Annotated in this window: 15 protein-coding genes; 5 read left to right on the top strand and 10 right to left on the bottom strand. The window is 68.3% G+C overall.

Annotated elements, in window-relative coordinates; all coding sequences use genetic code 11:
* Positions 1-41: 41 nt before the first annotated feature.
* From ACIBI9_RS25670 to ACIBI9_RS25660, 3 genes are all read right to left on the bottom strand, one after another.
* Entirely contained in the window at positions 42-284 is a 243-nt protein-coding gene (locus ACIBI9_RS25670) for a hypothetical protein (RefSeq protein ID WP_397224982.1), read from the bottom strand.
* A 14-nt stretch (positions 285-298) separates the two neighbouring features.
* Positions 299-688: a hypothetical protein gene (locus ACIBI9_RS25665; RefSeq protein ID WP_397225419.1), complete on the bottom strand. Its 390-nt coding sequence runs from the start codon at positions 686-688 to the stop codon at positions 299-301.
* A 268-nt stretch (positions 689-956) separates the two neighbouring features.
* Positions 957-1,604 carry a nitroreductase family protein gene (locus ACIBI9_RS25660; RefSeq protein WP_397224980.1) on the bottom strand — a complete coding sequence of 216 codons (648 nt, stop codon included), beginning with the start codon at positions 1,602-1,604 and terminating at the stop codon, positions 957-959.
* A gap of 61 nt (positions 1,605-1,665) precedes the next feature.
* Here ACIBI9_RS25660 and ACIBI9_RS25655 point away from each other — a divergent pair, with 61 nt between their 5' ends.
* Positions 1,666-3,072, top strand: a complete 1,407-nt coding sequence (locus tag ACIBI9_RS25655; RefSeq protein WP_397224978.1) for an APC family permease — start codon at positions 1,666-1,668, stop codon at positions 3,070-3,072.
* Positions 3,073-3,108: 36 nt separating this feature from the next.
* Here the strand turns inward: ACIBI9_RS25655 and ACIBI9_RS25650 are convergent, their stop codons facing one another.
* From ACIBI9_RS25650 to ACIBI9_RS25635, 4 genes are read right to left on the bottom strand one after another with little or no spacing between them, the layout of a single operon-like run.
* Positions 3,109-4,104, bottom strand: coding sequence for a LacI family DNA-binding transcriptional regulator (locus ACIBI9_RS25650; protein WP_397224976.1), 996 nt, complete (start codon positions 4,102-4,104; stop codon positions 3,109-3,111).
* Positions 4,101-4,958, bottom strand: a complete 858-nt coding sequence (locus tag ACIBI9_RS25645; RefSeq protein WP_397224974.1) for a carbohydrate ABC transporter permease — start codon at positions 4,956-4,958, stop codon at positions 4,101-4,103. The genes ACIBI9_RS25650 and ACIBI9_RS25645 overlap by 4 nt, the downstream gene beginning before the upstream one ends.
* A complete protein-coding gene (locus ACIBI9_RS25640; protein ID WP_397224972.1) occupies positions 4,958-5,842 on the bottom strand; it encodes a carbohydrate ABC transporter permease in 885 nt (294 codons plus the stop codon). The genes ACIBI9_RS25645 and ACIBI9_RS25640 overlap by 1 nt, the downstream gene beginning before the upstream one ends.
* A complete protein-coding gene (locus tag ACIBI9_RS25635) occupies positions 5,839-7,155 on the bottom strand; it encodes an ABC transporter substrate-binding protein (protein WP_397224970.1) in 1,317 nt (438 codons plus the stop codon). Before ACIBI9_RS25635 ends, ACIBI9_RS25640 begins: the two co-directional genes overlap by 4 nt.
* 178 nt (positions 7,156-7,333) lie before the next feature.
* On the opposite strand from ACIBI9_RS25635, the gene ACIBI9_RS25630 reads away from it, so the two are divergent.
* Complete coding sequence (locus tag ACIBI9_RS25630) at positions 7,334-9,322, top strand: beta-galactosidase (RefSeq protein ID WP_397224968.1); 1,989 nt, start codon at positions 7,334-7,336, stop codon at positions 9,320-9,322.
* Positions 9,323-9,430: 108 nt separating this feature from the next.
* Here ACIBI9_RS25630 and ACIBI9_RS25625 read toward each other — a convergent pair whose 3' ends face one another.
* Positions 9,431-10,762: an IS200/IS605 family accessory protein TnpB-related protein gene (locus ACIBI9_RS25625; RefSeq protein ID WP_397224966.1), complete on the bottom strand. Its 1,332-nt coding sequence runs from the start codon at positions 10,760-10,762 to the stop codon at positions 9,431-9,433.
* Between the two features lie 117 nt (positions 10,763-10,879).
* Here ACIBI9_RS25625 and ACIBI9_RS25620 point away from each other — a divergent pair, with 117 nt between their 5' ends.
* Positions 10,880-11,152: a hypothetical protein gene (locus ACIBI9_RS25620; RefSeq protein ID WP_397224964.1), complete on the top strand. Its 273-nt coding sequence runs from the start codon at positions 10,880-10,882 to the stop codon at positions 11,150-11,152.
* Between the two features lie 338 nt (positions 11,153-11,490).
* On the opposite strand, the gene ACIBI9_RS25615 is transcribed toward ACIBI9_RS25620, so the two are convergent.
* Both ACIBI9_RS25615 and ACIBI9_RS25610 read right to left on the bottom strand, forming a co-directional pair.
* Positions 11,491-11,712: a DUF397 domain-containing protein gene (locus tag ACIBI9_RS25615; RefSeq protein WP_397224962.1), complete on the bottom strand. Its 222-nt coding sequence runs from the start codon at positions 11,710-11,712 to the stop codon at positions 11,491-11,493.
* Between the two features lie 11 nt (positions 11,713-11,723).
* Positions 11,724-12,617, bottom strand: a complete 894-nt coding sequence (locus tag ACIBI9_RS25610; protein ID WP_397224960.1) for a helix-turn-helix domain-containing protein — start codon at positions 12,615-12,617, stop codon at positions 11,724-11,726.
* 473 nt (positions 12,618-13,090) lie between these two features.
* Here ACIBI9_RS25610 and ACIBI9_RS25605 point away from each other — a divergent pair, with 473 nt between their 5' ends.
* A complete protein-coding gene (locus ACIBI9_RS25605) occupies positions 13,091-13,558 on the top strand; it encodes an ATP-binding protein (protein WP_397224958.1) in 468 nt (155 codons plus the stop codon).
* Between the two features lie 104 nt (positions 13,559-13,662).
* Positions 13,663-13,890 carry a hypothetical protein gene (locus tag ACIBI9_RS25600; RefSeq protein WP_397224956.1) on the top strand — a complete coding sequence of 76 codons (228 nt, stop codon included), beginning with the start codon at positions 13,663-13,665 and terminating at the stop codon, positions 13,888-13,890.
* Positions 13,891-14,065 lie beyond the last annotated feature (175 nt).

The raw sequence follows: 14,065 nt of genomic DNA, 5'->3' as shown, positions 1-14,065 counted from the left end.
TCGGATGGGTGGAGCCATGATCCTAATTGGCAAGCCCTGATTTATGCCGATATTTCGTGACGCAACAGGCGGGCGGCTTCGGCCATCGCCCGCATCTTGCCCTCGGCCGACTCACGGGGCAGATATTTCATCCCGCAGTCGGTCGCGATGACGATCCGGTCGGGCGGCACGTACTCGAACGCCCTGCGCACCCGCCCGGCCACCACCTCGACCGGCTCGACCTCCGGCGTGGACAGGTCGATCACGCTGAGGATGACCGTCTTGTCCTTGAGGTCGGACAGCACGCCGAGGTCCAGCCCTACTGCGCGGTCTCGATCGACACCTGCCGCACCGGGCATCCGGCCAGCTCGGGCAGGAACGAGTACGCCTCCGGCCGCTCGTGGATGATGGCGGCGTACCCGAAGCAGATGTGCACCGCCGTCGTGCCGGTCACGCCGTCGAGGGCGGCGTTGAGCGCGGCCAGCCCGTAGGCGCGCGCGGCCTCGGGCCTGGCCTGCATGTACGGCTCGTCGATCTGCACGATGTCGGCCCCGGCGGCGAACAGGTCGCGGATCTCGGCGTTGACCGCCGCCGCGTAGTCCATCGCGGCGGCCTCGGCGTCCGGGTAGTGGTCGTTCTGCGCCTGCTGGCTCATGGTGAACGGCCCCGGCACCGTGATCTTGACCGGGCGATCGGTGCGCGCGCGCAGGAACCGCAGTCGCCCACCTGGACGGGGGCCGGGCGGCGGATCGGGCCGACGATGCGCGGGACCGGGTTGGGGTGGCCGCTGCGGTCGAGCGCCGTGCCCGGGTTGTCGAGGTCGGGATCCGCCACAGCTCCCTGGCCCGTACGCGCGGCGGGAACCGCCCGGCGAGCCTGGCGCGATCGATCAGCCACTCCGGCTGGGGGTAGCTCCCGACCAGCGACGTCGGCAGGATCACGAGTGCCTCCTTCTCCCGGATCCTCCTACTGTGCGCCTACCAGCGATCGACGTGAAGCACTTCGTCGAGCGGCTGCCGCTTCGCGGGGGCGAACGTCTCGCCGAGATAGTGGGCGGTCGGGATGAGCACGCCCTGGCGGACGTCGCCGGGGATGCCGAGCAGCTCGGCGATCTCGCTCTCGTACGCCAGGTGCAGCGTCGTCCACGCCGTGCCCAGCCCGCGGGCGCGGGCGGCCAGCATGTAGCTCCAGGCGGCGGGCAGCAGCGACCCCCACAGCCCGGCCTGGTTCCCCTGGGGCAGCCCGCCGGCCCCCACCGTGATGCACCCGATCACCAGCGCCGGCACGTCCCCCATGTGCTCGGCCAGGTACAGCGAGCTCTCGCCCACCCGCCGCTGCTGCGCCGCCCGGACCGGGTCGTCCTGGAACAGCGCCCGCGCGGAGGAGCCGGACTCGAAGTACGCGGTGTGCGAGCGCTCGTAGTAGCTCCCGATCGCCTTGCGCAGCTCGGGATCGGTCACCACCAGCCAGTGCCACCCCTGCCGGTTGCCGCCGCTGGGCGCCTGGAGCGCGACGTCGAGGCACTCCCGTACGAGCTCCATGGAGACGGGACGGGTGAGGTCGAGACGCCTGCGCACGCTGCGCGTGGTGGTGAGCAGCTCGTGGTGGCTCAGTTCGATCGTCATACGGCCATCATGCCCCCGCGATCACGGTTTCCCCGCGGCTCCCAGCGAGAAGGACTAACACATGTCCGCAACCAGACCCCCCAGTCCGATCGAGGAGACCAGCGGCGGCGGCGAACCGAGTCTGAAGCAGGTGATGGGCCCGGGCCTGCTGCTGCTGTTCATCATCGGCGACATTCTCGGCACCGGGATCTACGCGCTGACCGGCCAGATCGCCGGCGAGGTGGGTGGTGCCGCCTGGCTGCCGTTCGCCATCGCCTTCGCGGTCGCGTTGATCACCGCGTGCTCGTACCTGGAGCTGGTGACGAAATACCCGCAGGCCGCAGGAGCCGCGCTGTACGTGCACAGGGCCTTCGGCAAACACCTCCTGACCTTCCTGGTGTGCTTCGCGGTGATGTGCTCGGGCATCACCTCCGCCTCGGCGGCGTCCCGGGCCTTCGCCGCCAACCTCGCCACCGGCTTCGGCCTGGACGTCGGCAATGGCGTCATCCTGCTGATCGCGCTGGCGTTCATGCTCCTGGTCCTGGCCGTCAACCTCCGCGGCGTCGGCGAGAGCGTCAAGATCAACGTCCTGCTCACCGCGGTCGAGCTCTCAGGTCTGCTGATCGTCATCCTGGTCAGCCTGTACTTCATCCTCGGCGGGAACGCCGACTTCTCCCGCGTCGTCACCTTCGAGACCGCCTCCGACAAGAGCGTGTTCCTGGCGGTCAGCACGGCCACGTCGCTGGCCTTCTTCGCCATGGTCGGGTTCGAGGACTCGGTCAACATGGCGGAAGAGACCAAGAACCCGGCCCGGATCTTCCCTCGCATGATGTTCACCGGGCTCGGGATCACCGGGTTGATCTACGTGCTCGTGTCCATCTGCGCCGTCGCCGTGGTCCCCGTCGGACAACTCTCCGAGAGCGAGACCCCGCTCGCGACGGTGGTGCAGACCGCCGCCCCCGGCTTCCCGATCTCCGATCTGCTGCCGTTCATCTCGATGTTCGCCGTGGCGAACTCCGCGTTGATCAACATGCTGATGGCCAGCCGGCTGCTTTACGGCATGGGCAAGCAGGGCGTGCTGCCGCCCTTCCTGGCCAAGGTGCACCCGGGGCGGCGCACACCGCAGGCGGCGATCGTGTTCACCACCGTGATCGCGCTCGGGCTGATCACGTTCGTCTCGCTGAGTCCCGACAGCCCGGTCGTGCCGTTGCTGGGCGGGACGACCTCGCTGCTCCTGCTGGCGGTCTTCGCGCTGGTCAACGTGTCCGTTCTCGTCCTGCGCAGGGAACGCGCGGTGACCGAGCACTTCAGCGCGGGGCGCGTCCTGCCCGTGGTGGGCGCGATCACGTGCCTGTACCTGGTCCTGCCGTGGTCCTCCGGACGTCCCTCCGGCCAGTACGAGATCGCGGGCGTGCTGCTCGCGCTCGGTCTGGTCCTCTGGGTGCTCACCTGGTACGCCCGCAGGAAGGAGAACGCGAACGCCGGCTGACCGGGCCGTCCGGCACGCGCCCGGCGGCTCACCGGATCAGGCCGACTCGCGGATCACCAGCTCCGTGGGCAGTATCACCGGGTCCACGTGCTCGGCGCCGTCGATGAGCGCGAGCAGCAGGCGTACGGTCTCCTGCGCCACCTCCGCCAGCGGCTGGCGGATCGTGGTCAGCGGCGGATGCGTCGAGAGGGCCACCGACGAGTCGTCGAATCCGCCCACCGCCACGTCGTCCGGCACCCTGCGGCCCGCCGCCCGCAGGGCGGCCAGGGCGCCGGCGGCCATCAGGTCGGAGGCCACGAAGACGGCGTCGATGTCGGGCGTGCGGGCCAGCAGCTCGGTCATCGCCCGCTCGCCGCTCGCCTGCGTCCAGTCGCCGTGCGCGATCAGCTTCTTCGTCGCCTTGCGGCCCAGCACGTCGGCGAAGCCCTCCAGGCGCTGGATGCCGCCGGGGGTGTCCATCGGGCCGGTGATCATGGCGATGCGTCTGCGGCCCTGGTTCACGAAGTATTCGGTCATCTGGCGGCCGCCCAGGCGCTCGTTGGCCGCCGCGTACGGGATGACGCCCTCGCTGCCGACGACGGCGCCGCAGGAGACCGCGGGCGGCCCCGAACGCAGCGCGTCGATGAACGGGTCGCCGGCGTGCGTCGACAGCAGCAGCACCCCGTCGGCGTGGCCGCCGCGGACGTAGCGGACCACCCGCTCGCGGTCGCCCTCGTCGCCCGCCAGCATCATCACCAGCGACAGGTCCCGCTCGGCGAGCATCCTGATGGCGACCCGGATGGTCGTGCTGTAGTTGGGGTCCTCGAACAGCTTCTCGTGCGGCTCCGACAGCACCATCACGATCGACCCGGTGCGCTGGGTGACGAGGCTGCGGGCGGCCCGGTTGACCACGTAGCCGGTCTCCGAGATGGCCCGCTCGATCGCCACGCGGGCCGCCGGGCTGACGTACTTGTCCCCGTTGAGCAGCCGGGACACCGTACCGCGGGACACGCCCGCGGCGGCGGCGACGTCATGGATCGTAGGGCGCTTCATTTCACGGCTCCGGAGGACAGATCGGTCTTCCAGTATCGCTGCATCGTGAGGAAGAGCGCGATCAAGGGAACGAGCGACAGGAAGGCCCCGGTGAGGATCAGGTTGTAGAGCGAGGGCTGGTTCGCCCCCGACTGCAGCAGCGTGAACAGGCCCACCGTGAGCGGGAACTTGCCGTCGTCGCCGAGCATGATGAACGGCAGCAGGAAATTGTTCCAGATGGCCACGAACTGGAACAGGAAGATCGTCACCATGCCCGGCACCATCAGCGGCAGGGCCACCCGGTACATCAGCCGCCACTCGGTGGCCCCGTCGATCCGCCCCGCCTCCAGCAGCGACTCGGGGATGGCCGCCGCGGCGTAGATGCGGGCCAGGTAGATGCTGTACGGGTGCAGGATCTGCGGCAGCAGCACGGCCCAGTAGGTGTCGGCCAGCCCGACCTTGGAGAACAGCAGGTACTGCGGGATCGCCAGCACCACGGCCGGCACGAGGATGCCGCCGATGAGCAGGTTGAAGATGATATTGCGGCCGGGGAAGCGGAACTTCGCCAGCGCGTACCCCGAGATCGCCGAGACCGCGGTCGACAGCAGCGCGCCGCCGCCCGCGTACAGCAGCGTGTTGGCCGCCCACAACCAGAACACCCCGTCCCGGTAGGCGAACAGCTGGGTCACGTTGTCGGCGAAGCCGGTGCCGAAGGCCAGCGTCGAGGTGGTGAACAGCTCGCCCGGCGACTTGGTCGCCGCGATCAGCACCCAGAGCACCGGGAACAGGCAGTAGATCGCGCCGAGCAGGAGCAGCCCGGTCGGGGCCACCCCCCACGGCCTGCGCGCGACCGTCGCGCGGTGTGTCGTGGCCATCAGCCCTCCCCGAAGGCGCGGTTGCGGACCACGCGCAGGAACCCGAACGACAGGACGAGCGAGATCGCCGCGATGACGATCGAGGTGGCGGCGGCCGAGTACAGGTCGCCGGTGACGAACGCGTCGCGGTAGACCTTCATGAGCGGGCTCCACGTGGAGCTGATCGTGTTGGTCAGCGGCCGCAGCGTGGTGGGCTCGGTGAACACCTGGATGGTCGCGATGATCGAGAAGACCGTGGTCAGGATGATCGCCGGGGTGAGGATCGGGATCTTCACCCGCAGGGCGATCTGGAGCTCGGACGCGCCGTCCAGCCGCGCGGCCTCGTACAGGTCGCGCGGGATCGCCCGGAGCGTGGTGTAGAGCACGAGCATGTTGAAGCCGGTCCCGCCCCACACCGCCACGTTCGCCATGGAGTACGTGACGGTGCTCGCGCCGAGGAAGTCGATGTCCAGGACGTCCCTGATGGGGCTGAGCGAGGGCAGGTAGAGGAACCCCCACAGCAGCGTGGCGGCCACGCCCGGCACCGCGTACGGCAGGAAGATCGCGATCCGCGAGAACCGGGCCAGGCGCACCCGCGCCGAGTCCAGCAGCAGCGCGAACAGCAGGGCCAGCCCCAGCATCACGACCAGCACCAGCGCGCCGTAGCCGAGCACGCGCAGCCAGCCGTGCCACAGCTCGGGGTCGGACAGGGCGGCGGAGAAGTTGTCGAACCCGACGAAGATCTCCTTCCGCGCGCCCTTGCCCAGCCCGAGCCCGGACACCTTGGTACGGCGCATCGCCAGCCAGACGGTGTACCCGATGGGCACCGCGAGGAAGAGCGTGAACAGCACGATCGCGGGGGTCAGGAACAGGTACGGCCACGCCCCCCTCTCGGACTTCTTCATGAGGCGATCTGGAATCCGGACTTGCGCATGTCGGCGACGGTAGCGTCCTGCATGCCCTGGATCGCGTCGGAGAACGATGACTTGTTCTGCACGGCCTTGTCGAAGTTGTCCTTGAAGGCGTTGTACGTCACGCCGACGTTCGGGCCGAATGTGAAGCCGCGGGCGACGGCGGAGACGGCGGCGGCCTGCTGCCAGAAGTCGGGCTGGTTGGAGAAGTAGTCGGGTGCCTGGCCGAGCGACGTCTGGGCCTTGGTGGCGGCCGGGTAGATGGCGGCCTCCTTGACCAGCAGGTCCAGGGCGGCGGGGTCGGTGTTCATCCAGGTGGCGAACTGGGCGGCGGCGGCCTTGTTCGGCGTCTTGGCGGACACGGCCGTGGACGAGCCGCCCCAGAAGCCGCTGAAGTTCTCGCCCGCGTTCCACTGCGGCAGCGGCGCGGCGGCCCACTTGCCCTTGGCCTTGGGCGCGTTGCTCGCCAGCACGCCCGGCGCCCAGACCGCCGACGGCCAGGTCAGCAGCTTGCCGTCGTTGAGTGCCTTGTTCCACTCGGGGGTGAAGTACGGCATGTCATCGATGACGCCCTCCTTGACCAGGCCGCCCCAGTAGTCGGCGACCTTCTTGGTGGGCTCGTCGGCGATGTTGACCTTCCAGGACTCGCCGCTGATCGACCACCACTGGGCCCCGGCCTGCTGGGCCAGGCCCGTGAACGCTCCCGGATCCTTGCTGGAGAACGTGCCGAGGTAGGCCTTCGGGTCCTTCTTGTGCACGGTGCGCGCGGCGTCGGCGTACTCCTGCCAGGTCTTCGGGACCGCGATGCCGTACTTGTCGAACAGGTCCTTGCGGTAGAAGAGCATCATCGGGCCGCTGTCCTGCGGGATCCCGTACACGCCCTCCGTGCCGAGCGTGACCAGGCCCCACAGGCCCTCGGCGAACTCGCCCTTGATCGAGGCGGTCTCGGCCTTGATGTCGGCCACCGCGTCGGCGGCGACGAACGAGGGAAGGTGCTGGTACTCGGCCTGCACCAGGTCCGGCGGGTTGCCGGCCTTGGCCGCGGTGAGGAACTTGGCCGCCGCGTCGTCACCGCCCGCCTGCTTGCTGACCGTGACCTGGATGTCCGGGTGCGACTGGTTCCAGACGGCGGCGATCTTGTCCATGTTGGGGGCCCAGGTCCAGTACGTGAGCTTGACCGGTCCCTTGGCGGCGGCCGTGGGGCTCTGCGCCGCCTCGGTGCTTTGGGCGGGTTCGCTGGACCCGCAGCTCGCGAGAGTGGCCGTGAGCACGACGGCCAGGGCGGCTCCGAGGCGGTTGGCGCGCATGCGTACCTCCAGAAGGTTCTGTGAACGTGCACAGAGTGAAACAACCACGAAACGCCAGTCAAGGGGTCGTTATGCTCTCGTTAATCAGCCATTATCGGGAGAAGTCGGGGCGGCTTCCCGGGAAGACCGGGTTGGCGCTACTGTGCACGTTCACAGAAGAGCTTCTCTAGGGGGATGGATGTATCCGGAGCGTCCTGCCGGCATCGCCTTTGGCGGCGACTACAACCCGGAGCAGTGGCCACGCGAGATCCTGGAGGAGGACGTGGCCCTGATGCGCGAGGCCGGGGTCAACCTGGTCAGCCTGGGCCTGTTCTCGTGGGCGCTGATGGAGCCCACGGAGGGGCGCTACGAGTTCGGCTGGCTGGACGAGATCGTCGACCGGCTGCACGAGGCCGGGGTCGCGGTCGACCTGGCGACGCCGACCGCCGCCCCGCCCGCCTGGTTCATCCGGAAATATCCTGACGTGCTGCCGGTCACCAGGGAGGGGACGCGGATCGGGTTCGGCGGCCGGCAGAGCGCCTGCTCCAGCGCCCCGGCCTTCCGCGCGGCGACCGCGCGGCTGGTGCGCGCGCTGGGCGAGCACTACCGCGGGCATCCGGCCGTGGTCATGTGGCACGTGCACAACGAGTACGGGGCGCCGCTCGGCGAGTGCTACTGCGAGCACAGCGTGGCGGCCTGGCGCGTCTGGCTGAAGGCCACGTATCGCGATATTTCCGCATTGAACGACGCCTGGGGTGCCACGTTCTGGGGCCAGACGTACACCGACTGGGCGGAGATCGACGCCCCCCGGTTCAACCACACGGTCGTCAACCCGGCCCAGCGCCTCGACTACGCCCGCTTCAGCGACGGCCAGCACCGCGAGCACTACGCGCTCCAGCGCGACATCCTGCGCGAGCTCACCCCGGGCGTCCCCGTGACCACGAACTTCGCCGGCACCGTGAACTGCAAGTCCACCGACCTGTGGCAGTGGGCCCGCGAGCTGGACGTGGTCGCCAACGACCACTACCTCCAGGCCGAGCGGCCGGACAACCACATCGACCTGGCCATGTCCGCCGACCTCGCCCGCTCGGTGGCGGGCGGCGCGCCGTGGATGCTCATGGAGCACTCGGCGGGGGCGGTCAACTGGCAGCCGCGCAACATCGCCAAGCGCCCCGGCGAGATGCGCCGCAACAGCCTGGCGCACGTGGCCCGCGGCTCGGACAGCGTGCTGTTCTTCCAGTTCAGGGCGTCGCGGTTCGGGGCCGAGAAGTTCCACTCGGGGATGGTGCCGCACGCGGGGACCGGCTCCGAGCAGTGGCGTGAGGTGGTCCGGCTGGGCGCCGACCTGCGCGGGCTGGCCGATCTTCGGGGCAGCCGGGTGCGGGCCGAGGTGGCGGTGGTCTGGGACTGGGAGTCGTACTGGGCACTGGAGCTGGACTGGCGGCCGTCGGTGGACCTGACGTTCAGGGAGCGGATGGACGCCTTCTACGAGGCGCTGTGGCGGGAGCACGTCACGGTGGACTTCGTCCATCCTTCAGCCGATATTTCGGGATATCGGCTGGTGGTGGCGCCCAGCTCGTACCTGCTGACCGAGGCGTCCGCCAAGAACCTCCACCGTTACGTGGAGGCGGGCGGCAACCTGCTCGTCTCCTACTTCTCCGGCATCGTGGACGAGCACGACACCATCCACCCGGGCGCCCACCCCGGCGCGCTGCGCGAGCTCCTGGGCCTGTCGATCGAGGAGTTCCACCCGCTGCGCGAGCACGAGACGGTGACGCTGGCGGGCGGCGACACGGCCCGGATCTGGTCCGAGCGGATCCACCCTGCGGGCGCGGTCGCCGTACGGGACTTCGCCACCGGGCCCGACGCGGGACACCCCGCCGTCACCCGCCACGACCTGGGCGCGGGCTCCGCCTGGTATCTCGCCACCGCCCCCGTGACGGGCCTGCGCGAGCTGCTCGCGCAGGTGCTCGACCACGCGGACGTGTCCCGGCCGCGCGGCCTCCCCGACACCCTCGAACTCGTACGCCGGGGCGGCCACGTCTTCCTGATCAACCACGGCGACGAGCCCGTGACGGTCGAGGGGGTGACCGGGACCAGCGTGTTCGACGGCGTACGGCACGAAGGATCGGTCACCGTCGCGCCCGGCGCGGTCACGGTGCTCAAGGTCTGGGTGAACCGTTCCTAGCGATGTCGGCCGATCTTGGCCGAATCGCTTTGCGCCGGATTGCGTCCGGTGGTTCCCCGAACGGTTTTGGGAACCTGGAACAGCGCGAGCTGGTCACCTCGGCGCCGGTCAGGTCTTGCCGCCCTCGGCGGGCGTGCCTGCGGTCCTGGGTGGGCTCGCGGTCCCACACGCTTTCGGGGTCGATGCCGGGGCGGGTGGTTGCCCGGATGCGGCCGGACCGGTAGCTCTCCGCGCCGCCATCCTCTGGTGGCGGGCGGTCACACCTGGCCGACGCCGTATCCCGTACCCGAGAGCGCGTCGTCCGATCGCCACCGCGGCGCCATGGTGCCGGGTGGCCCTGCTCTGATTGGTCTGCTGTTGGAGGGGGCGTTGCCAGTACTGGGCGCCCCACTTGGAGGTATAGGCAGGATCGACGGCGATCACGACCAGGCCGCGGTGGTAGGCCATGCCGCGCAGCCGTTCGCGAAACCGGGCGGTAGGGATGCTGGCGACGGTACGGCGGAAGGTCTTGCCCTGGCGCCCGCGTCCCATGGTCTCCCGGCCGGCGGCGCGGGCGTGGTCGAAGCCCAGGTTCTCGATCGCGATGCCGGTGCAGTGGTGTTGGTGGGCCAAGTGGATCAGTTCACTGATCGCCCGCCGCAGCCGCCCGTCGCGCCGGGAGGTGGGGCCGGTCAGTTCGGTCGAGACGGTGATGGGCTCGCCGATCGGGTTGCCACAGGCGTCGACGACGCAGGCGGCCAGGTGGTCGGCGTTGAGGTCGACTGCCAGCAACCGGGCGCCGGAGTCGGCCAGTTGGTCCGGGGAGGGCAGTGCTGCGGTGTCGGCGGACCAGGAGGCGTCCAGATACCAGCGGTCCCGCGCGGGGTCGTGGGTAATGTCGTAACGCACCGCCCGGTTGGCCTGGACTCGGTCCAGCCACTGGTCGCGTCGATGGTGAAAGCGCACGGTGGCGGCCAGCCGGTAGCGGCCCCTGCTGGCGTTGGCCAGGTGCCGCAGCGGCTCGGGCAGCACGATCGACACCGAGCCGTCGCCGGGGTCGACGGTGATGGTGTAGTTGCCGAACGGCGCTCCGGTCTCCCCATCGGCGGTGAGGAACATCCGCTCTGCGTCCCAGCGCTGGCGCCACTGCTGCTCGGTGAGGTCGACGTCGGCAAGGTGATGCCGTATCTTGGCCAGTCGGCGACCGCCGGCCACGATCCCCGGGCGGCCCTGCTTGATGCGGTCCTCCACACGCGCCAGCCTGGCCGTGAGCACCTGTAGCCGACGCTGTTTTTGCCACCGCTCGCTCTGGTCAGCGTAGCCGCGCACGCGCCCCTTGCGTTGCCCGCACGTCACCGCCAGTCGCTTGCCGATCACGGCGATGGCGCGGCGTAGGCTAGCGCGTTCGTCGTGCAGGCACCGCAGCGACAGCTGGTACTGGTCCTCCGATGCGCGGGTCATCGCCCCTGCCCACCGAGACGACGCCACTCTGGTGAGCCTCTTTTTCCGCTCGGCTCGCCGGTTCTCCCTGGCCTTGACGTTCCCGATGCGAATGCGCTCGGCAAGGTCGGCACGGGCATGGTGCCCAAGGTGACGGCCGACGGCGGTGAGAACCTCGATGTCACGGCCTGGCAGCCGCAGCCGATCCCGGATTCGCGCTCCCGCGGGAGCAGCGACGGTGAATGGCGCAGCGATCGTCCGCAGCCGTTTCCCGGTCGTCTGACGCCTGCCCATCCATCACCCTTCGCCGAGTTGCGCGCCGACCAGGCGGGCAACGAGATCAGCACGCCCGAATCAGAAGTGAGCCGGTACGTCTGGATGACGTGCCCACCCTCAAATCCTTCACGCTGAGTGATCAATAGGTTACCAATATTCGGCCATGTGAGTAGAACATGTGAGCGATACCTGGAGTGCCAGCCGCGCACAACCCAGCCTCACTGAGGCCAGCCCGCGTCGGCCCCACCGGCCAGACCGTCTACCCCACTTCTTCAGCGAGAGCATTGGCAGCTCGGCGAGCACATCGGCTACCGGCTTGCGCTGGCTATCTATGGTTGAACCTGGTGCTCGGCGTGATGTTGTTGGGAGCTGATCGATCGGAGCGACCCGCGCCCCAGTCGAGTATGCGGTTGGCGCCGCCACGTCGGACGACTCCCCTGGGAACTCACAGGCGGCCCGCGGGTCAGCAAGGGTCAGCAAGGGTCAGGAGATTTGACCAGATCGAACTCGCCGTGACGCACACCAGCGAGGAAGGCTTCCCACTCGTCTGGCCTAAAGGTAAGCGTCGCAGCGGCCCGATCCTTGGTATCCCGGACCTTGATCACAGCTTCGGTGATCGCCACCTCGACGCAGCTTGCACCGTTCCCGCTGAAGCTGCTGGTACGCCAAGGGAGGTCGGAAGCCTCGGGCTGCATCGCAACTCCTCTCAGTCCTGATCCTCGCTCAGAGCTTTGAGTAGCGTCGCCGTGTCCGAGGGGCTGAGCGCTACGGCGCGAAGATGCTCGAAAACCATGTTATGTCTAATTAGTTCGGCTTCCTCTTCAAGGAAGAGATCGCCGCCCATGCTGTCGATGTAGACGATGTCGGGGGCGATAACGCCGAAGCGCAAGATGATGAAACTGCCCGGCATACCTGGATGCGCGCCAGCCTTGAACGGAACTACCTGGATCGTGATCTGCGGGTTACGCGCCTGGGCGGCGAGGTGGCGAAGCTGGTCGCGCATGACGGTTGGCCCGCCGACACGGCGATGCAAGGCGGCTTCGTCGATGACTGCCCATAGGCGAGGGCTGTCTGGAGCCGTCAGGAGAAGTTGGCGCTTGAGCCTCGCGTCAACGCGGCGCTGCACTTGGTCGTCGGTTGCGGTGGGGAGGACGCCCGAAATGACCTCCCTTGCGTAGTGGGCTGTCTGGAGAAGGCCGGGAACGAAGATCGTCTCGAAGTTAAGGATCTCCCGCGCCTCTGCCTCGAAGTTGATGTAGGCGGTGTACTGCTCGGGGAGGCCAGAGTCGGATGGGTGCAGCCAGCCTCGCTTCCCGGCGTCCTTCTGCAAGTGGACCAAGGCGTCGCGATCGCGATCTGTCACGCCGTAAGCGGTGAGGAGAGCGTGAAGAGTTCGGGGCTGGGGTTTGGTTCGGCCGGTCTCGATGCGGTAGAGGGTTGCGACGTTCACGCCGGTTTGGGCGGTGACGTCTTCTTGTGAGAGCCCGGCAGTCTCACGGAGGCGACGAAGCTCAGCGGCCAACCGGCGCATACGGACGGTAGGCGGCTGACGTCTATGCGGCACTTGGACATCATCGCGCATGTAGGGCTCGTCCTGCATCTTGGTTGGTCTCTCGATTTCTGCAAGGTATGCATATAACTACCTTGCATTCACATGGTAACTGAACGCATACTGGGCGTAGTTGTAAGCCTCCCAGCCAGGCGCGAGCGATGGCGGCAGAAGCCAAGGATTTCTGGGCGTAGATGCAGCTCGGAGACATGGCCTTCCACGCTGTGCATGCAGATGCGGCAAGCTGCGAGACGGGCTGGGGTCGTCTTCGTGAGCAATGAATGCATAGTGGGCAGTCGCCAAATGACTGCCTGGCAGCGAAGGGCGGAGCTGTGACAGCACCTAACCGGGTGGACGAAGAAGTCAGGCAGCGGGTGCGGCCGGCACTGGAGTTGCGGATGAGGGTGTCGGACTGCGGGGTGGTCCTCCTTTCGGGACGAGGCTCGTTCATCGAGATGCCACGCATGTCGGAACCCAATGCGAGTGCGCGTGGCGCGTAGGGCAGATAGCTGGGTCGTCGTGACATGGGGGCGGCGGTGACCGGGCGATTTCTCGCGGAGTTGGTGTTTCCAGGGGTACCGAACTCAGTACCGGCCGCTCGTCATTGCGTCACGTGCGTCCTGAGAGCGGCGGGGCATCGAAACATGAACGCCGTGCAACTCGTTGTCAGTGAACTGGTCGCCAACGCGGTGGTGCACTCCGTCTCGGGCCTGGCCGGTGGCCTGATCATCGTGGACGTCCGGGCGATCGGCGACGATCTCGCGCGCATCGACGTGATGGACGATGGGGGTCTGACCGTTCCCCACGTATGTGAGCCCAGCGAGGTGGATTGCTCTGGGCGGGGCCTGCAGATCGTCAAAGAGACAGCGCTTCGCTGGGGCGTCCGCGACGACGCCCTTGGCGGCGCGGCCGTGTGGGCGGAAGTGCTCACAACCGACGGCTCGCCGCTCGGGCTGTCCGATGCGCCGGTCTGTGTGGCGCATCTGCGATGACGCCGCCAGTGAAGGCAGAAGGGGCCGAACGGACAAGCCGAAACGACAGACCGCGCCAGTGTTTCAGCCCGCACGTCAAACCCCCAACATCACAATGCCAGCAGTTGAAGTGGACGACACCGGACCGATGGGCGCCCAAGGGCCGTGTCCTGCTTTGGACGTGCGACTGCGAAGGGATCTTCTACGAATTGCGCCAAGCCGCTGGCCTGCAGTTCATCCGCCGGACCCAAATCGACGAGCGGGGAGTTCAGATGATCGAGGATAGCTATCCTTGGCGTGCTGCTGTCGCCGCCGCGCAATGGAACGCCCTGCTGATGGGCGAACTCCGATGAAGCAGTCACCGGCGCTCCCTCTATCAGAGTGACAGGCGAAGCGATGTCCCGCCGCAGGTGATCGGGTGCCTCGCCCTCTACGGCGGTGGGCTGCCCGAGGGCAGCCAGGCGGGGCTGTGGGGGTTGGGCGCTTCTGCCCCCGCTGCGACGGCACCGGCCTACGCCTGCGGATCGG

This window comes from Nonomuraea sp. NPDC050451, from assembly GCF_044458585.1.
Note: the sequence above shows the minus strand (reverse complement) of the source record. Positions and strands in the feature narration are given on the sequence as shown.